This is a genomic window from Kitasatospora sp. NPDC097643 (assembly GCF_040302625.1).
Classification (GTDB): domain Bacteria; phylum Actinomycetota; class Actinomycetes; order Streptomycetales; family Streptomycetaceae; genus Kitasatospora.
On record NZ_JBEOSA010000011.1, the window covers coordinates 138558 to 155979 of the forward strand.

The window sequence follows — 17422 nt, forward strand, 5'->3', positions numbered from 1 at the left end:
GGCCGCGCGCCGGCCGGGTCACCGGTGGCCAGCAGCAAAGTTACGGGCCGTCCGGGACCGCCGCGATGGACGCGATCCGGGGATCGTGGTGATTTCCGTCGACCCGGACCCGGAACTCCCCCGGGGTCATCCCGGTCTCCCGCCGGAAGAAGCGGCAGAAGTACGCCGGATCCGCGAAGCCCGCCTCCTTGGCAATCTGCCGGACCGTCAGATCAGTGCAGGCCAGCAGCCGTTTGGCCTCCAGGGTCTGCTGCCGGCGGATCAGACCGCCGGGCGTACGACCGGTACCTCGCTTGACCAGGGTCTGCAAGTGGCCCGGCGAGACACCGAGTTCCTGGGCGCTGGACGCCACCGTGTGCCGCACCCCGCCCGGCCGGGCGATCAACCGCGTGAAGGCGGCGGCCAGTTCGGCCGGACGTCCGGGCGGCTGCGGGCGGCCCGCCGGAGCGCCGGCACGCAGCGCCCGGACGATCAGGATGTGCAGGCTGGCCCGCAGTACGCTCTGGAAGCCGGACGGCCTGGTCCGGTACTCGTGCTCCATGTCCGCGAGCAACGCGGCGATCGGGGCCGCCTGTTCACCGAGGCCGAGACCGGGGCGGGCGGCCAGGGTACGCAGGGCGGCCAGGTCCTGCGGGTGGCCGAGCAGGAAGTCCTCGTTGAACAGGACGACCTGGCCGGTGAGTTCGTCGGCGTCCGCCCAGTAGTGCACCTGGCCGGGCGTGATCACGCACAACTGCGGTGGCGCCAGCGGGCGGTGGACCAGGTCCAGGACATGGGCACCGCGGCCGCCGGTGACGTGGACGATCTCGTAGAAGGAGTGCCGGTGGGGGAAGCCGGCCCGGGAGAGCGGGCCGATGGTGTCGAAGCCGCCGATGGCGAACGGGAGCAGGTGCGGCAGCGGGACCTGGAGGCGGTGCAGCGGCAGGTCCGGCACGGCACGGGGTGTGGGGGTGGTCCGTCGCGCGTCCATCGGAGCAGTCTGTGACCGCTCGGCCCGACAGGTCCAGACCACCAGACTTGACGCGACTGGCCACTTCCCGACCGGGCCCTGGACCGGCCGGACCCGGACACGCCGGACACGCCCTACACGGGCGGCCAGGGGATCGCGGGCCACTCCTCGGACGGCAACGGGTGGCGGCCGGTGCGGCGCAGTCCGGCCACCCGGGCCCGGGTGGCGTCCAGCTCGGCGGCGGTCAGGTGCGGGGCCAGGCGCTGCGCGAGTTCGCCGTCCAGCTGCTCGGCGAGCCGGGTCAGCACCTCCAGCGCCTCGGCCGGCAGCGGTTCGCCGGCCCAGCCCCACAGCAGGGTGCGCAGCTTGCCCTCGGTGTTGAAGGTGACGCCGTGGTCGATGCCGTAGACCCGGCCGTCGGCGGCGGGGATCAGGTGGCCGCCCTTGCGGTCGGCGTTGTTCAGCACCGCGTCCAGGACGGCGAGCCGGCGCAGCCGCCGGTCGTCGTGGTGCACCAGCAGTGCGGTGCGGCCGCCGCCGACTTCGGCCCGGACGATCGGCAGCCAGCCCTCCTCCGGTCCGCGCGGATCCTGTAGGGCCAGCAGCGGCTCGGCCTCCGGGTCGGGCTCGACCCAGAGCTGCACCATGCCGGGGCCGTGCGGGCCGTCGCGCAGCACGGTGGGCGGGATCAGCGCCCAGCCGGTCGCGGCGGACAGCTCGTACGCGGCGACCTCCCGGCCGGCCAGCGTGCCGTCCGGGAAGTCCCAGAGCGGGCGCTCGCCGGCCACCGGCTTGTAGACCGCCTGTGCGCTCAGCGAGCCGTGCGCGACGGTGCAGTACAGCGCGGCGTTGGAGGCCTCGGTCAGCCGGCCGTGCACGGTCAACTCGCCCGCGCGCAGCAGGGCGAGGGCGGTGGGCACGTCGGCGGCGAGGGCCGCGGCGGCCGCCGGGTCCGTCTGCGGCGGGGTCTCGGTGTTCAGCGCCGGTAGCCGTTCGCGCGCGGGCACAGGTGGCCCTCCGGGTCGAGCGGCAGGTTGCAGAACGGGCAGGGCTTGCGGCCGGCCGCGACCAGGTCCAGCGCCCGCTTGGCGAACACCCGGGCCATCGCGCCGGTCAGCCGCACCCGCAGCATGTCCGGGCCGTTGTCGTCGTCCTCGAAGACCGACTCGGCGGCCTCCTCGTCCTCGTCCTCGACCAGGGCCTGCGCCTCGACCACCAGACAGGCGTCGACGCTGTCCCAGGCGAGCGCCATGGTGCCGACCCGGAACTCCTGCTCCAGCGGCAGGTCGAGCGGCGCGGTGTCGAGCAGGTCCTTCGGCGCGGTGGCCGGGATGGCGCTGTCGCCGCCGCTGCGCCGCAGCGCCTCGTCCAGGACCTCCTCGATCCGCTCGGCGAGCGCCGCCACCTGGTTCTTCTCCAGCAGCACGCTGGTGATCCGGCCCCGGGCGCTGGCCTGGAGGTAGAACGCCCGGGCGCCGGGCTGGCCGACGGTGCCGGCCACGAACCGTTCGGGCTGGTCGTAGAAGAAGACCTGACGGGGCACGCTCTCGCTCCGGATCGTGTCGGTCGTGGGGATCTGGTGGACCACGGGGCTGGTCGGGACGTCGTGGACGGGCCGCCGTGCGGCGGCCGGGTGCGGGCCCGCCCTGCGGAAAGGCCCGTTAGTCACCCTACGACCTTCGGGGCCCGGCCGGGGAGCCGAGCCGGGCGGCTCCGCCCGGGTCAGGCGGTGCCGCCGACCACCGCGTCACCGGCCGGAGTCGCCGGGGCGGCGCCGGATTTCGGCGCGAGCGGGGCGAGGTCGCCGGTGTCGCCCATTCTCAGCACGAAGGGCCGCTGCGGGGTGTAGCGGATCGCGGTGACCGAGCACGGTTCGACGCTGATCCGCTGGAAGTGGTCCAGGTGCAGGCCGAGCGCGTCGGCGACCACCGCCTTGATCACGTCCCCGTGCGAGCAGGCCAGCCAGACCGCGTCGTCACCGTGCTCGGCGGCGATCTTCGCGTTCCACTCGCGGACCGCGTCCACCGTGCGGTGGCTCAGTTCGCGCAGCGACTCGCCGCCGGGGAAGGCCGCGGCGGCGGCATGGTCCTGGACGGTGCGCCAGAGCGGCTCCTGGGCCAGCTCGGCCAGCTTGCGGCCGGTCCACTCGCCGTAGTGACACTCGCCCAGCCGCTCGTCCTCGGCCGGCGGACCCAGCTCGGGCCGGGCGGCGAGCAGCGGCTCGACGGTCTGTCGGCAGCGCTCCAGCGGGCTGCTGACGACCTGCGCCAGCGGGATGCCGGCCAGCCGGTCGGCGAGCGCGGCGGCCTGCCCGCGCCCGGTGTCGTCGAGCTCCACACCGGGCGTCCAACCGGCCAGGATTCCGGCGGTGTTCGCGGTGGAGCGGCCGTGGCGGACGAGCAGCAGGGTGGGCATGGGGCTTAGCCTACGGCCTCCGGGAGCGGGCGTGGGGCGGTGCCCGGCGCTTCCGGTGCGCGGCGGCCGGCCGGACCCGGCCCGGCCCCGGTTCGTCGCGGGCCCGCCCATGGCCCGACCCCGGGGGCGTCATCGGACGGGGAGCGGCCGGGTCAGAATGGACCGGTGATCGTCCATTGCGCCAGCTACCACGACGGCCGCCGGATCGAGGCCCCCGACGACCTCCACGGCGCCCTCGCCGCCGCCCGAGCCGCCGGGCCCGGCGGCTTCGTGTGGATAGGCCTGTTCGAACCCACGGCCGAGGAACTCGACCAGGTCGGCCGGGAGTTCGCCCTGCACCCGCTGGCCGTCGAGGACGCCGTCAGCGCCCACCAGCGCCCCAAGGTCGAGGCCTACCAGGGCTCGCTGTTCGTCACCCTCAAGACGCTCGGCTACCACCCGGCCGCGCACGCGGTGACCGGCGGCGAGGTGATGGTCTTCCTCGGCGAGGACTTCGTGATGACCGTCCGGCACGGCGCCGACACCCCGCTGAGCGGCCTGCGGGCCCAGCTGGAGAAGGACCCCGAGGTGCTGCGGTACGGGCCGAGCGCGGTGCTGCACTCGGTCTGCGACACGGTCGTCGACGACCACGTCGAGGTGGTCACCGCCCTCCAGGCGGACCTGGACGAACTGGAGGCGGACATCTTCGCCCCCGGCCGGGTCCACCGGGACACCGCCGGGCGGATCTACGGGTACAAGCGCCAGGTGATGGCCGTCCGCAGGGCCACCGGCCCGCTGCTGGAGCCGATGCTGCGGCTGGCACGCGGCGGCGAGCCGTTCGTCCGCGCCGAGACGACGCCCTACCTGCGGGACGTCACCGACCACCTGGCCCGGGTGAACGACCAGGTGGAAGGCATGGACCGGCTGCTGTCCGACATCCTCGGCGCCAACCTGGCGCAGGTCAGCGTGCAGCAGAACAACGACATGCGGAAGATCTCGGCCTGGGCGGCGCTGGCCGCGGTGCCGACGATGATCGCCGGCATCTACGGGATGAACTTCGACGACATGCCCGAGCTGCACCAGCCGTGGGGGTACCCGGCAGCGCTGGCGCTGATGGCGCTGGTCTGCGTGGTGCTGCACCGGGTGTTCAAGCGGCACGACTGGCTGTAGCCGCCGGTCGTGCCGCTCGCCCGGACAGGCCCTACGCCAGGCCGGCCCGCTCCAGCGCCTCGACGCCGGTGCGCAGCGCGGTGATCCGCTCGTCCAGGGTGAAGCCGGACGGCGCCAGGGTCAGCGTGCTGACGCCCGCGTCGGCGTAGGCCTGCATCCGGTCGGCGATCCGGGCGGTGTCGCCGATCAGCGAGGTGGCGTCGATCAGGTCGTGCGGGACGGCGGCCGCGGCGCCCGCGTAGTCCTTGGCCAGGTACTTCTCCTGGATCTCGTCGGCGGCCTGTTCGTAGCCCATCCGCCGGGTGAGCTGGTTGTAGAAGTTCTTCTCCTTGCTGCCCATGCCGCCGATGTACAGCGCGGCGTAGGAGCGCAGGGCGTCGACGCCGGCCTTGATGTCCTCGCCGACCGCGAGGTTCACGGTCGGGCAGACGTCGAAGCCGTCCAGCGACTTCCCGGCCTTGGCGAGCCCGGCCTTCAGCGGGTCGAGGGAGAGCGCGGAGTGCTCGGGCGAGAAGAAGATGCCGAGCCAGCCGTCGGCGATCTCGCCGGTCAGCTCCAGGTTCTTCGGGCCGATCGCGGCGATGTACAGCGGGATCTGCTCGCGCACCGGGTGGACGGTCAGCTTGATCGGCTTGCCGGGGCCGCCGGGCAGCGGCAGCGTCCAGTGCTCGCCCTCGTGGACCAGGCGCTCGCGGGACATCGCCTTGCGGATGATCTCCACGTACTCGCGGGTACGGGCCAGCGGCTTGTCGAACTTCACGCCGTACCAGCCCTCGGAGACCTGCGGACCGGAGACGCCGAGGCCGAGCCGGAACCGGCCGCCGGACAGGGTGTCCAGGGTCGCGGCGGTCATCGCGGTCATCGCCGGGGTGCGGGCCGGGATCTGGAAGATGGCCGAGCCGACGTCGATCCGCTCGGTCTTCGCGGCGACGAAGCTCAGCACGGTCGCCGCGTCCGAACCGTAGGCCTCGGCGGCCCAGCAGACCGAGTAGCCCAGCCGGTCCGCCTCCTGGGCCACGGCGATGTTGTCGGCATCCATGCCGAGCCCCCAGTAGCCGAGGTTGATACCGAGTCGCATGTGCCGAACCTTCCAGTCGGTGGGTTGGTGGCGAGGGTAACCGCGCACTCACCGGTCATGCTACTGACGGGTAGTGGTGGTCTGGCTCACAGTCCCGCCACCGGGCGGGCCCGCGGCGGCCAGTGATCGTTCTGCGGGTCTGCACACCTGCCCGGTGACCGGCCGCTACGCTCAGCCGACGTGGGGAGCACTCTCCCACCTGCGCGTTTACAGGGCTACCGGGGCGCCCGGTGGCACCGGCCAGTGGAGGGCCCGTCCGATGGAACAGCGTCACCTCGGCCGTACCGGCCTACAGGTCTCCCGGCTCGGCCTCGGCACCATGACCTGGGGCCGCGACACCGACGAACACGAGGCCGCCGAGCAGCTCAAGGAGTTCGTCGACGCCGGCGGCAACCTGGTCGACACCGCCGACGTGTACGCCGACGGCGGCGCCGAGTACCTGATCTCCCGCCTCACCGACAGCCTGGTCCCGCGCTCCGACCTCGTCATCGCCACCAAGGCCGGCAGCGTCCCGGAGTCGGCCCGCCGCTTCGACGGCTCGCGCGGCCACCTGCTCGCCGCCCTGGACGCCTCGCTGCGCCGGCTCGGCACCGACTACGTCGACCTGTGGCAGGTGCACGCCTTCGACCCCGGCACGCCCGTCGAGGAGACGCTCAGCGCCCTCGACATCGCCGTCTCCTCCGGGCGCGCCCGCTACGTCGGGGTCTGCGACTTCAGCGGCTGGCAGCTCGCCAAGGCCGCCACCTGGCAGCGCGCCCACCCCGGGCGGACGCCGCTGGCCGGGGCCCAGCTGGAGTACTCGCTGCTCCAGCGCGGCATCGAACGCGAGGCGCTGCCCGCCGCGCTGGACGCCGCGGTCGGGCTGCTCGCCGCCTCGCCGCTCGGGCGCGGGGTGCTCACCGGCAAGTACCGGCACGGCGTCCCACAGGACTCGCGCGGGGCCTCGCCCTACCTGTCCGGGTTCGTCCAGCCGTACCTCGGGGAGCGCTCGCGGCGGATCGTGGACGCCGTCGCCACCGCCGCCGACGGGCTCGCCAGCAGCCCGCTCGCGGTCGCGCTCGCCTGGGTCCGGGACCGGCCCGGAGTGGCGAGCGCGCTGGTCGGGGCCCGGACGGTGGCACAGCTGCAAGCGGCGCTGTCGGTGGAGGCCCTTACGCTTCCGGGTGAGATCCGCGGTGCGCTGGACGACATCTCGTCGCCGGTGCACCGCTACCCGGACCAGGGGTGGAGCGAGCTGTAGCCCGCGCCACCCGAGCCGGATCATCGAGCTGAACGTGCAGTGGAGTGACCTTTGGAGCGGACGACGATGAGTGACACGGGGAACGGCGCTCCGGAGGAGACCACGGCCACCCCGGCCGACAGGGCGGCGGCGGTGGCGGAGCTGGCGGCGCGGATCCGCGACATCGAGCGGCAGGGGGCGGGGGGTTCGGAGCCGCGGGGTTCGGGACCGCGGGTTCCGGGGCCGGGGGCTTCGGGTTCGGCCCCGGCTCAGGCCTCGGCTCAGGCTCAGGCTCCGGCTCAGGCTCCGGCTCCGGCTCCGGCTCCGGCTCCGGCTCCGGCTGGGGCTCCGGCTCCGCGGACGGTGGAGCCGGCCGGGCAGGCCGGCCCGGTTGCGGCTCCGGTGGCCGCCCCGACCGTCCCGGCGCCCGACGGGCCGCGCGGCGACGCGATCCAGGAGGCCACCGCGGTGCTGACCGCCGGCGGTGCCCCGGCCGCGCTGGCGGCGGCCGCCGTGGCCGAGCTCGGCGAGGACGCCGCCGAGCGGCTGCGCAAGGACCCGTGGGCGGTGCTCGGCCTGCCCGGCGTCCGCCCCGAGCACGCGGACCGCTTCGCCCGCGAGCTGCTCGGCCCCGAGGCCGGGCCCGGCGACAAGCGCCGCGCCCAGGTGCTGGTGCCGTGGCTGCTGGAACAGGCGGCGCTGCGCGGGCACTCGGCCCTGGACCTGACCGAGGTCACCGCCGGGCTCGACCGGCTCCGGATGCCGGACCCGGTCGCCGCGGTCCAGGCCGCCGTCGAGGACGGGCGGGTGCTGCCGTTCCAGGAGGAGCTGACCGGGGCCGAGGCGCACGCGGCCGGCGACGAGGACGACGAGCCGCCGACCCGGACGCTGCTGGCGTTGGAGCGGCTGGCCATGGCGGAGGACACCCTCGCAGAGAGCCTGCTCCAGCTGATGGCCACCTTCGTCCCGGGCGAGGACACCGAGGAGGACGGCGAGGCGGACGGCGTCGAGGCTGAGGAGGCCGAGACCCAGGAGGCCGAGGACGGGGCCGAGGAGGACACCGCCGAGGCGCAGCCGACCGGCCCGACGCCCCTCGGCGCCCCCGGTCCGGCCGCGTGGGCGGCCGCCGCGGAGGCCGCGCCGTCCTCCTCCGCGACCGCGCTGATCCAGGCCGTCGCCGACAGCGCCCTGGTGCTGCACACCGGCGGCGAGGCCGCCCGCGCCGAGCCGGCCGCGCTGCTCGCCGCCGCCGTCGGCCTCGGGCTGCGCGCCTGCGCCGCGACCTGGACCGACCAGGGCCGGGAGTCCTTCGCCGCGCTCGGCGGCGACGCGCCCGTCCCCGTGGTGACGCTCGCCGACCTGCTCTCCGGCACCGCCGGACCGGGCCGCGCCTCCGACGGCATGCTCGCGCTGGACGTCCTGGTCCTGCTCGATGCGCCGCTGCTGGACGTCGAACTCGCCGCCACCGTCTTGGAGTCGCTCGCCGACGGCACCCGGCTGGTGCTCAGCGGCGACCCGAACCAGCTCTGGTCGCCCGGCCCCGGCCGCTTCTTCGCCGACCTGCTGGCCGCCAAGGTCTGCCCGGCCGTCGCCTCCCGCACCCCGGACTTCGGCCCGATCGGCGAGCTGGTCTCCGGCGTCGGCATCGGCGAGCTCCAGCCGGTCGAGGCGCCGGACAAGGAGGTGGTCATCCTGACCGCCAAGGACGGCGGCGAGGCCGTCCACCGGGCCGTCCAGCTGCTCACCGACTCCATCCCGCGCGCCCTCGGCATCCCCGCCGAACAGGTGGTGCTGCTGACGCCCGGCCACGGCGGACCGGCCGGTACCCGGGCGCTCAACGCGGCCGCCAAGGCCCGGCTGAACCCGGGCCCCGGCCGGTTCGGCGGCTTCGACCCGGGCGACCGGGTGGTCGACTCCCCCGCCCCCGGCGTCACCCACCCGGCCCGGGTGCTCGACGGCGACGCCACCGGCCTGCACCTGGAGTACCCGGACGGCTCGCGCCGGACGGTCCCGCCCGGCGAGGTCGGTCGGCTGCGGCACGGCTGGGCGCTGACCGTCCACCAGGCGCTCGGCCGCCGCTGGCCGGGTGCGGTGGTCGTGCTCCCGGAGGACGCCGGCCCGCAGCTCACCCGGCAGTGGGTCTACACCGCGTTCGGCCGGGCCGAGCGGCACCTGTCCGTGGTGCACGCGGCGGGCCCGGCGCTCGCCCAGGCCGTCACCGAGCGCCCGGCGCAGCCGCGCACCACCCGGCTGCGGGCCGTCCTCGCGGAGAACGCCGCCGCGGCGTACTGATTGCCGGTACCGGTTCCGGACGCGTCCGGACGCGCGACGGGCGGGCCCCCAGCAGGAGGGGCCCGCCCGTCGCGGCACGTCACGGGGTCGTCAGTCGTCGAGGTCCTCGTCGTCGTAGACCTCGCTCACGTCGAACCGGCAGATCAGCAGCTGCGGATCGGCGTGGTCGAAGGGTTCCGGCAGCCACTCCCCCGGCTCGGTCGGCTCGGCCGCCGCGACCCAGAGCGTCGAGTCCGCCTCCTCCAGGCCGAACTCCTCGCTGCGGGCGGCGATTTCGTCCGGCTCGTACTCGCCGAACAGCACCCCGATCGCGGCGTTGACGCCACCGTCGCCGCCCCCGCCGGGGGTCAGCGTCTCGTCGAGCCGTTCGGCCTGGGCACGCAGCCGCTTGGGATCGACGATGTGGTAGTCGCGGCGGATCAGCACGCTGATCGCCTCGGGCTGCTCGGGGCCGTGGTAGCCGCCCGGGCCCTCGTCCCCGGGGACCTCGAAGGGGGTGACCTCGTCGTAGACCTCGTACAGGAGTTGGTCGTAGGCGATCGCCGCCGTCGCGAGCTGCTCGTAGGCGGCGGACACAGCGGGATCGTCCGCTGCGCTGGGGCTTGACACCGCTTCCAGATGACGGTCGATGGCGGCCTTGACCGCCTCGGCGGCGGCGCGTACCTCGGCAATGGTGGGCTGCGCGGCATCAGACATGGTGCAGACGCTATCTCCCCGCGGCGCCGGTACGCACAGCGGTTGTCACCTACACCCGCGATTTCACCGCAACTTCCCCCCTGATGTCCGATCCAGGTGGTTCTGTCCCCGCGCACGGGCGGCGCGCGGGGCGTGTGACGGACCGCACGGGGCCGATCGGGTGCCGCTTCGCGCGCCCGGATCGGGGTATCCCGTCCACACGAGCAACAGAACTGATGCACTGTCAGCCGAGTGGTCGTGATCCGGTGCGCCCGGGCGGTCCGTCCGGTCGGGAGGACGGCCGGAAATACCCGGGCCGGTTGTCCGAGGCAGGCCGTAGGCTTGCGTGCAGGTGATCCTCAGGAGGAGCGTTTTGACCCCACCGAAGCCGGTCCGGCAGCCGGAGTACGAGTACCAGTCGCTGCGCATGCCGCGCGGCACGACGCGTAACGCGGCACGCCAACTGCTCACCGAGCACGCCGAGTACGGGCACTGGGAGCTCGACCGGCTGAGGCTGTTCCCCGACGGCAGCCGGACGGTCAGGCTGCGGCGGCGGATCATCCGGCAGATCCGGAGCTGGTGACGGGCGGGGCCCGCGCGCCCCGGCAGAGGATCCACACCGAGCATTCACGCGCCCGCGACCACCCCTTCCTGGGGTGATCGCGGGCGCGTCGTCATGTCCGCGGGCCCGGGCTCGGCGGGCCGAGCGGCCTACGGCCCCACCGGCGCCGGCCCAACAGGCGCCGGCTCAGCGGGCGCCGGCTCAGCGGGCGCCGGCGCGGGCCCGGCGGTAGAGCACGCCGCCGCCGAGCAGCAGGGCGAGGCCGGCCGCGCCGAGCAGCTCGACGTCACCGGCGCCGGTGGAGGCCAGCTGGCCGCCGGCGGTGCTGGGCGCCGTGGCGGCCGGGGCGGTGGTCCGGGCCGCGGCCGGGACAGCCTGCGGGCTGGTGGTGCCGCCGTTGTACACCGGCGTGGTGACGGGGGTCGTGGTGCTGCCGCCCGTCTCGGGGGTGCCGGTGGACGGGCTGCCGGTGCGCGGACCGCCCGGGGTGGTCTCGCCACCGGTCCGCGGCGGGGTGGACGGGTGGGTGGCGGGCGGCGTGGTCGGGCCGTGGTCCTCTGGGCAGTCGTCGGTCGGCTTCGGCGTCGGCTTCGGTGTCGGCGCCGGGGCGGGGTGCGCGACGTTGCCGCAGGAGTTGCCGAAGGCCGGGTTGGCGACGCCGACCACGTCCACGGAGTTGCCGCAGGCGTTGACCGGGACGTGCACCGGGGCCTGGATGCTGTTGCCGGAGGCCACACCGGGCGAGTTGGCGGCCGCGCCGGAGGCCGAGGCGCCCGAGGCGGAGGACCGGCCGCCGCCCTCTCCGGAGCCGTCGGTGCTGCTGTGCCCGCCGTCGGCGCCGCTACCGGCCTCGCGGTGACCGCTCACGTTGGCACAGTGGTTGCCGTAGGAGGGGTTCAGCGCGCCGATCACGTCGACGGTGTTGCCGCAGGCGTTGACCGGCACCTCGACCGGCACCTGCACCGAATTCCCGGAGGCGACCCCCGGCGATCCGGCCGCTCCCCCCTGCGCCTCGGCGCCGGCGTAGGCGTAGCCGGCGGTCGAGGCCAGGACACTGCCGGTGGCCACGGCCGTGAGGATCCCCTTCTTGGCTACATTCCTCATATTTTCCCCTGACGTATCGAGACGACGTGACGACCTTCCGAAAATCGGAATTTCCGCCAATGTGCAATGCGGATATCCGGCAAGGTCTTCGACTGCACACGAGTCAACGAGGCGGCGAAGGGGAGGTTGAGCCGAACGAACCAGCTTCACCCGATCGAGCGATCGTTTCGGGGCGCCGCTGACGGCGCGAGCGCCCCCGCGGGGGGCCACCGGATCTCCGCCGGAACGCAGACCGCCCCCGGTGCGGCGCGTCCGCCGCCCGGGGGCGAGGTGGTGAGTCGGCTCAACGAGCCTCAGCGGCTCGGAGGTTGACCCGGTTGACCCGGTCGACTCAGAAGTTGGCGCAGTGGTTGCCGAACGCCGGGTTCAGCACGCCGATCACGCTGACGGTGTTGCCGCACACGTTGACCGGGATGTGCACCGGGATCTGGACCTGGTTGCCCGAGACGACACCCGGGGAGCCGGCGGCCACACCCTCGGCGGCGGCACCGCCGTGAGCGGACGCGACACCGGCCGCGGCGAGCACCAGACCACCGGTGGCGGCGGCAACGGCGGCGATCTTCTTGACCTTCATCATTCCTCCTGTATGGACAACGCGACCCGTTCGGCGGGCTGCACAGGAATGAACGAGGGTGTGGCAAACGGGGTACGGAACAGATTTGCCATTCACCCGCAACGGTGATGACTCGCACACGCGCTCTACGCCGAATACCGGGAAGAATCGTTTCTCTCGATCTTCCGGACGCCCTCCCATAATCATGAGCTCGGACAATGCGGACGGCCCGCCCCCGGCACCCCGGGGACGGGCCGTCGTCCGCCCGGTCCGGGCCGCGCTCAGCAGGCGTCGAGGAACCGGTCCAGCACCCGCACGCCGAACTTCAGCCCGTCCACCGGCACCCGCTCGTCCACGCCGTGGAACATCCCGGCGAAGTCCAGCTCCGGCGGCAGCTGCAACGGCGCGAAGCCGAAGCAGCGGATCCCCAGGTCCTGGAACGACTTGGCGTCCGTCCCGCCCGACAGGCAGTACGGCACGGCCCGGGCGATCGGGTCCTCCGCGCGCAACGCGGTCTGCATCGCTTCGACCAGCGCGCCGTCGAAGCCGGTCTCGATCGCCTTGTCCGAGTGCAGGCTCTCCCGCTTCACGCGCGGGCCCAGCACGCTGTCCAGCTCGGCCAGGAACTCCTCCTCGTAGCCGGGCAGGAAGCGCCCGTCCACGTGCGCGGTGGCCTGACCGGGGATCACGTTCACCTTGTAGCCGGCGCCGAGCATGGTCGGCTGGGCGGTGTTGCGCAGCGTGGTGCCGATCATCTTGGCGATGCCGCCGAGCACCCGCAGCGTCTCGTCCATGTTCTCCGGGTCCAGCTCGACCCCGAGGGCGTCCGACAGCTCGTCCAGGAAGGCCCGGACGGTCTTGGTGATCCGCAGCGGGAACTTGTGCCGGCCGAGCCGGGCGACCGCCTCGCACAGCTCGGTGATCGCGTTGTCGTCGTTCTCCATCGAGCCGTGGCCGGCCCGGCCCTCGACCGTCAGGCGCATCCAGTGCATGCCCTTCTCGGCCGTCTCCACCAGGTACAGCCGGACCTGGTCGTTGACCGTGAAGGAGAAGCCGCCGACCTCGCCGATCGCCTCGGTCACGCCCTCGAACAGGCCGGGGTGCTTGTCCACCAGGAACCGCGCCCCGTACGTGCCGCCGGCCTCCTCGTCCGCGAGGAAGGCCAGCACCAGGTCGCGCGGGGGCTTGCGCCCGGTGCGCAGCCGGTCGCGGACCACCGCGAGGGTCATCGCGTCCATGTCCTTCATGTCGACCGCGCCGCGCCCCCAGACGCAGCCGTCCGCGATCTCCCCGCCGAACGGGTCGTACGTCCAGTCCGCCGCGTTGGCCGGCACCACGTCGGTGTGGCCGTGGATCAGCAGGCCCGGGCGGGAACGGTCCTCGCCCTCGATCCGGACCACGGTCGAGGCCCGCCCCTTGGCCGACTCGAAGATCTGCGGTTCGAGCCCGAACTCGGCGAGCTGCTCGGCCACGTACTCGGCCGCCTTGCGCTCGCCCGGGCCGGAGCCGTCACCGTAGTTGCTGGTGTCGATCCGGATCAGATCGCGACAGATCCCGGCGACCTCCGACTCAGCCGTCACCTTCGGCGCCGTCGACTCGCTCCGCTCGCTCACGGTCACTCCTCGTCTCTGGCCCGCACCGACGCACCAGCGCGCCACCCCCAGGACCTGCACCCGGGCCGTACGAGCACGTCCGTCCATCCTCCCCCCAGCCCCCCACCCGGAGCCACCCCCCACGCATCCTCGAAACCCCCTGGTCACGCCCCCGTCACAGCCGCCCCCTTGCCCCCGCCACCTGCCCCGCTCCCCCGCCCGGAGCCGTTTTGGGAGCCCAAGCGGATCTTTGCTACAGTTACATCTGTCAGCGCGACGGACGAGAGATCGGAAGCCGCGAGGACGACACCCCGTCCGGGTGGCGGAATGGCAGACGCGCTAGCTTGAGGTGCTAGTGCCCTTTATCGGGCGTGGGGGTTCAAGTCCCCCCTCGGACACAGAGAAATCCCCTCGGGGCTCGCAAGAGCTCCGGGGGGATTTTTGCGTTGTCCGCGGCGTCAGCTGTTCCGCACGGTCCCCGGCCGGTGGGGGTGGGGGGTGGGCTGGCGCGGGACGGGGGTGGGGACGGTGTGGCCGGTGTGGTCGTCGGTGTGCCAGGACTGGGACTGGAAGGCGAGGAAGATCGCGGTCCAGCGGTCCTCGGCGGGGCGGTGGATGAGGAGGGCGCCGTCCTGGTAGACGCCGTCGTCGGCGCGGAAGCGGCCGCTGTTGCCCTGGTTGAGGTGGATGTCGTGGACGCCGTTGCCGGGGAGGAAGCCGAACACCTTGTCGGGGATGCCCGGTTCGGGGCCGAAGCGCTGGCCGAAGACGTAGAGGGCGGCGGTCGGGTCGGCGATGGCGTGCTGGACGTGGCGGTCGAGCAGGTCGGCGAGGTCGTTGTCGGGGCCCGGGGCGTCGGGCGGGAGGAGCCGGAGGGCGGCGGGGTCGAAGAGGTGGCCCCGGACGAAGTCCAGGCTCGCCGTGCCGGGGCGGGACGGGAGCGGGTTCCAGCCGCTGCCGGCGGGCGGGAGGAGGGCGGTGACGGGGTGCCGGAAGTCCTCGTCGACGAGGTAGCGCAGGTCGGCGGGGGCCTGCTGGGAGAGGACGTTCACCGCGGCGCGGTAGTCGGTGCCGTGCGCGTCGCGCAGGTGGATCTGGTAGTGCGGGGTGTCGGTGGCGCCTTCGCGGCGCCGGTCGACGGCGGTGGCGGCGAGCACGCCGTAGTCGCGGATCGGCATGGGTGCGGTCCCTCGTGGTGGGTCGGTGGGGCTGGTCGCCTCCGTTATCGCGCAGTCGTCCGGGCAGGTGGTGGCGATTCGACGGATGTTCACCTGCCGTCCCCCGAGGGGGTGGGAACGTCCTCCGGTCGTTGACACCGGGCCGGCCCGGACGGTGCGGGGCCGGGCCCGCTCAGCCGGTCGGCGCGCGGCCCGGGTCGGCCGGAGCCGGGGCCGGGGTGCGGCCGAGCCGCCCCCGGATCAGCTCCCCCGCGATGAAGGCCGTCACCCCGGTGACGATCAGCAGCGGCGTCTCGTCGCCGGCGTCGCCGCCCAGCAGGGCCGTCGCCAGCACCATGCTGGTGAGCGGCAGCCGGGTGACGGCCGCAGCGGAGGCGGCCAGCCCGGCGGCCAGGGCGGCGGCGCTGCCGAAGCCGGGCAGCGCCGCGCAGGCGATGCCGAGCGCCGCACCGAGCAGGAGCGCCGGGAAGATCGGCCCGCCGCGCAGGCTGCCCAGGGCGATCCCCCAGGCGACCCCCTTGCACAGCACCAGGGCGAGCAGCACGTCGACCGGCCAGGCCGCCGGGTCGGCCGCCAACGTGCCCAGGGTGGCCTGCCCGGAGAGCGCGGCCTCCACCGGCGTACGGCCGGTGAGCAGCGCGTACGCGGTGAGGCAGCCGCCGACGGCGAGGGCGCAGACCACGGTGCGGACGGCGGTCCGCCCGGGCCGGGAGCCGAGGGCGACGAAGGTCTTGACCCGTCGGCCGAGCGCCTTCCCGGCCAGCAGGATCACGGTGACCGCGACGGCCAGCGGGATGCCCCAGAGGAAGTCGCCGGGGTCGGGGACACTGCTCGGCGGGACCTGCGGCAGCGAGAGCGCGCCGATCGACAGCCCGGTCCAGTGGCCGAAGCCGGTGAACACCAGTGCGCCGACGCCGCTGGCCAGCAGGCAGGGCAGGATCAGGGCGGTCAGCTGCGGCCCGCCCAGGCCGGCCGCCTCGATCATCATCACTCCGGCCACCAGCGGGCTGCCGAAGATGGTGGAGATCGCCGCCGCCGCGCCGGCCGCGCCCAACACCGCCACCAGCTGGGGGTGTTCGGTCCGTTTCGCGGACCGGACGGCGAGCAGGGCGAGGCCGCCGCCCATGGCCATCAGCGGCGCCTCCGGGCCGAGCACCGCCCCGAGTGGCAGGCAGAAGAGCGCGGCGAGCACCACGCCGGGGACGGCACGGGGCGGGGTGGGCGGGCCGCCGAGCCCGTCGACGGGAATGTGGCCGCCGTGCCCCGGCATCCGGATGACCACCGGGGCGAGCAGCAGTCCGGCGACCAGCAGGACGGGCAGCGGCCACCACCAGGGGGCGCGGTCCAGCCCGACGGCGTCCGGCAGGCTCTCCCAGATCCAGTTCTGGAGCTCGTGCTCCAGGCTGACGAAGCCGAAGGCGGCCAGCGAGACCGGGATGCCGACGAGCGCGGACACCACCAGCAGGACGAGGTAGCCCCGGCCGAACAGCACCGCCCGCAGGCTCGTCGGGCCGTCGCCCTGCTGCTGGGTCCCTGGCGCCGCACCCGGACTCGTCCCCGGCATCGCCGCTCCTTCGCGCTCCGGGGGGCCGCTCGCTCCCCGTCCTGCGACCGAGTGTGGCCCGGGGCCGATCACCGCGCACGGCACCCGGTCCGTCAACCGCGCCCCGGACCAGCCGAGTTGCGCCGCACGGGTGAAGCGGGAGGGTGAAGCGGGAGGGTGCTCCGGGAACGTGCTCAGACCCGGTGGGCGTCCCCGAGCGCACTCTCGATGCCCTGGACCATCCGCCACAGCGGCGCCCGGCGGCTGGCGACCAGCACCACCACGTCGTCGGCCCCGGCCCCGCCGTCCGGGCCGGCCTCGGCCTGACGGTCGCTCCAGGTGCCGGTGACGAAGGCCATCGCGGCGTCCACCTCGGCCACCCAGTCGCTCTCGCCGCCCGAGCGCAGCCAGGTGCGCAGCGCGTGGTTGTGCGCGGAGACCACGGCGGCGGCGATCACGTCGGCGCGCAGCGCGCCGTCGGGGCGGTCGGCGAACCGGCCGCGCAGGTAGTGGGCGAGCGTGTGCTCGTAGCGCCAGACCACCGACAGCTCGTACGCCCGCAGGCCGGGCACCTTGCGGGTGAGGCGGTAGCGCTGGACGGAGAAGGAGGGCTGCTCGGCGTACATCCGCAGGACCAGGCGGGCGGCGTCGCTGGCGTGCTTGACCGGGTCCTCCTCGCCGGTGCCGGACTCCAGGAACTCCGTCATCTCGGCGAGGCCGCGCTCGTGGTCGGGGAAGACCACGTCCTCCTTGGCCGGGAAGTAGCGGAAGAAGGAGCGTCGGCCGACCCCGGCGAGCGAGACGATGTCGTCGATGGTGGTCTGTTCGAAGCCGCGCTCCAGGAAGAGCTCGAAGGCGGCGGCCACCAGCGCCTCGCGCATCGCCGGCTTCGAGGGACCGTCGGTCATGGGCAGGTCCTGCTCTTCCTTCTCGCTCATTCCCGCAACATATATCGACGGGGGGCGGGCAACGCCGGGGTGCCCGGCCGTTCGACCGAACGGCCGGGCGAGGCCTCCGCTACGGGAGGTTGCGGGCCATGACGATGCGCTGGACCTGGTTGGTGCCCTCGTAGATCTGGGTGATCTTCGCGTCCCGCATCATCCGCTCCACCGG

At 74.1% G+C, this 17422-nt stretch carries 17 protein-coding genes and 1 tRNA gene; 5 read left to right on the forward strand and 13 right to left on the reverse strand.

The genetic code is table 11. The annotated features are described in order from the left end of the window. Positions 1 to 40: 40 nt before the first annotated feature. The 4 genes from ABTY15_RS10715 to ABTY15_RS10730 form a co-directional block, all read right to left on the reverse strand. On the reverse strand, positions 41 to 970 hold the full coding sequence (locus ABTY15_RS10715) for a helix-turn-helix domain-containing protein (protein WP_350579675.1): 930 nt from the start codon (positions 968 to 970) through the stop codon (positions 41 to 43). Between the two features lie 113 nt (positions 971 to 1083). After that, entirely contained in the window at positions 1084 to 1956 is an 873-nt protein-coding gene (locus ABTY15_RS10720) for an SCO1664 family protein (RefSeq protein WP_502893468.1), read from the reverse strand. Then, the gene (locus ABTY15_RS10725) at positions 1926 to 2492 is read right to left on the reverse strand and encodes a DUF3090 domain-containing protein (RefSeq protein WP_350579747.1); all 567 of its coding nucleotides are present in this window, start codon (positions 2490 to 2492) and stop codon (positions 1926 to 1928) included. Before ABTY15_RS10725 ends, ABTY15_RS10720 begins: the two co-directional genes overlap by 31 nt. A gap of 179 nt (positions 2493 to 2671) precedes the next feature. After that, on the reverse strand, positions 2672 to 3364 hold the full coding sequence (locus ABTY15_RS10730; protein WP_350579677.1) for a histidine phosphatase family protein: 693 nt from the start codon (positions 3362 to 3364) through the stop codon (positions 2672 to 2674). A 165-nt stretch (positions 3365 to 3529) separates the two neighbouring features. Between ABTY15_RS10730 and ABTY15_RS10735 the strand changes: the two genes are divergently transcribed. After that, on the forward strand, positions 3530 to 4513 hold the full coding sequence (locus tag ABTY15_RS10735) for a magnesium and cobalt transport protein CorA (protein ID WP_350579680.1): 984 nt from the start codon (positions 3530 to 3532) through the stop codon (positions 4511 to 4513). Between the two features lie 31 nt (positions 4514 to 4544). Here the strand turns inward: ABTY15_RS10735 and ABTY15_RS10740 are convergent, their stop codons facing one another. Beyond that, complete coding sequence (locus ABTY15_RS10740; RefSeq protein WP_350579684.1) at positions 4545 to 5591, reverse strand: LLM class F420-dependent oxidoreductase; 1047 nt, start codon at positions 5589 to 5591, stop codon at positions 4545 to 4547. A gap of 259 nt (positions 5592 to 5850) precedes the next feature. On the opposite strand from ABTY15_RS10740, the gene ABTY15_RS10745 reads away from it, so the two are divergent. Next, positions 5851 to 6831, forward strand: a complete 981-nt coding sequence (locus tag ABTY15_RS10745; protein ID WP_350579688.1) for an aldo/keto reductase — start codon at positions 5851 to 5853, stop codon at positions 6829 to 6831. Positions 6832 to 6897: 66 nt separating this feature from the next. Then, complete coding sequence (locus ABTY15_RS10750) at positions 6898 to 9102, forward strand: helix-hairpin-helix domain-containing protein (RefSeq protein ID WP_502893469.1); 2205 nt, start codon at positions 6898 to 6900, stop codon at positions 9100 to 9102. A gap of 90 nt (positions 9103 to 9192) precedes the next feature. Here the strand turns inward: ABTY15_RS10750 and ABTY15_RS10755 are convergent, their stop codons facing one another. Beyond that, the gene (locus ABTY15_RS10755) at positions 9193 to 9798 is read right to left on the reverse strand and encodes a hypothetical protein (protein WP_350579694.1); all 606 of its coding nucleotides are present in this window, start codon (positions 9796 to 9798) and stop codon (positions 9193 to 9195) included. A gap of 352 nt (positions 9799 to 10150) precedes the next feature. Here ABTY15_RS10755 and ABTY15_RS10760 point away from each other — a divergent pair, with 352 nt between their 5' ends. Further along, entirely contained in the window at positions 10151 to 10360 is a 210-nt protein-coding gene (locus ABTY15_RS10760) for a DUF5703 family protein (RefSeq protein ID WP_350579697.1), read from the forward strand. Positions 10361 to 10540: 180 nt separating this feature from the next. Here the strand turns inward: ABTY15_RS10760 and ABTY15_RS10765 are convergent, their stop codons facing one another. From ABTY15_RS10765 to ABTY15_RS10775, 3 genes are all read right to left on the reverse strand, one after another. After that, complete coding sequence (locus tag ABTY15_RS10765; protein WP_502893470.1) at positions 10541 to 11443, reverse strand: chaplin; 903 nt, start codon at positions 11441 to 11443, stop codon at positions 10541 to 10543. A gap of 331 nt (positions 11444 to 11774) precedes the next feature. Then, entirely contained in the window at positions 11775 to 12017 is a 243-nt protein-coding gene (locus ABTY15_RS10770) for a chaplin (RefSeq protein ID WP_502893471.1), read from the reverse strand. Between the two features lie 260 nt (positions 12018 to 12277). Further along, positions 12278 to 13609, reverse strand: a complete 1332-nt coding sequence (locus tag ABTY15_RS10775) for a M20/M25/M40 family metallo-hydrolase (RefSeq protein WP_350579706.1) — start codon at positions 13607 to 13609, stop codon at positions 12278 to 12280. A 292-nt stretch (positions 13610 to 13901) separates the two neighbouring features. On the opposite strand from ABTY15_RS10775, the gene ABTY15_RS10780 reads away from it, so the two are divergent. Beyond that, positions 13902 to 13986, forward strand: a tRNA-Leu gene (locus ABTY15_RS10780). 60 nt (positions 13987 to 14046) lie between these two features. Here the strand turns inward: ABTY15_RS10780 and ABTY15_RS10785 are convergent. From ABTY15_RS10785 to ABTY15_RS10800, 4 genes are all read right to left on the reverse strand, one after another. Then, a complete protein-coding gene (locus ABTY15_RS10785; protein ID WP_350579708.1) occupies positions 14047 to 14766 on the reverse strand; it encodes a DUF2278 family protein in 720 nt (239 codons plus the stop codon). A gap of 172 nt (positions 14767 to 14938) precedes the next feature. Continuing rightward, positions 14939 to 16330, reverse strand: a complete 1392-nt coding sequence (locus ABTY15_RS10790; RefSeq protein WP_350579710.1) for a chloride channel protein — start codon at positions 16328 to 16330, stop codon at positions 14939 to 14941. 173 nt (positions 16331 to 16503) lie between these two features. After that, positions 16504 to 17190 (reverse strand): TetR family transcriptional regulator, encoded by a 687-nt coding sequence (locus ABTY15_RS10795; protein ID WP_350579749.1) that lies wholly within the window; start codon positions 17188 to 17190, stop codon positions 16504 to 16506. A gap of 136 nt (positions 17191 to 17326) precedes the next feature. Further along, positions 17327 to 17422 (reverse strand): acyl-CoA dehydrogenase family protein (locus ABTY15_RS10800; protein ID WP_157849844.1); only part of this gene is annotated, 96 nt, incomplete at its 5' end.

What these genes read in the sequence shown, in the direction of transcription:
- ABTY15_RS10715 (WP_350579675.1), bottom strand. Translation starts at nt 970, where the DNA reads ATGGACGCGCGACGGACCACCCCCACACCCCGTGCCGTGCCGGACCTG.
- ABTY15_RS10730 (WP_350579677.1), bottom strand. Translation starts at nt 3,364, where the DNA reads ATGCCCACCCTGCTGCTCGTCCGCCACGGCCGCTCCACCGCGAACACC.
- ABTY15_RS10740 (WP_350579684.1), bottom strand. Translation starts at nt 5,591, where the DNA reads ATGCGACTCGGTATCAACCTCGGCTACTGGGGGCTCGGCATGGATGCC.
- ABTY15_RS10745 (WP_350579688.1), top strand. Translation starts at nt 5,851, where the DNA reads ATGGAACAGCGTCACCTCGGCCGTACCGGCCTACAGGTCTCCCGGCTC.
- ABTY15_RS10750 (WP_502893469.1), top strand. Translation starts at nt 6,898, where the DNA reads ATGAGTGACACGGGGAACGGCGCTCCGGAGGAGACCACGGCCACCCCG.
- ABTY15_RS10755 (WP_350579694.1), bottom strand. Translation starts at nt 9,798, where the DNA reads ATGTCTGATGCCGCGCAGCCCACCATTGCCGAGGTACGCGCCGCCGCC.
- ABTY15_RS10765 (WP_502893470.1), bottom strand. Translation starts at nt 11,443, where the DNA reads ATGAGGAATGTAGCCAAGAAGGGGATCCTCACGGCCGTGGCCACCGGC.
- ABTY15_RS10770 (WP_502893471.1), bottom strand. Translation starts at nt 12,017, where the DNA reads ATGAAGGTCAAGAAGATCGCCGCCGTTGCCGCCGCCACCGGTGGTCTG.
- ABTY15_RS10785 (WP_350579708.1), bottom strand. Translation starts at nt 14,766, where the DNA reads ATGCCGATCCGCGACTACGGCGTGCTCGCCGCCACCGCCGTCGACCGG.
- ABTY15_RS10790 (WP_350579710.1), bottom strand. Translation starts at nt 16,330, where the DNA reads ATGCCGGGGACGAGTCCGGGTGCGGCGCCAGGGACCCAGCAGCAGGGC.
- ABTY15_RS10795 (WP_350579749.1), bottom strand. Translation starts at nt 17,190, where the DNA reads ATGCGCGAGGCGCTGGTGGCCGCCGCCTTCGAGCTCTTCCTGGAGCGC.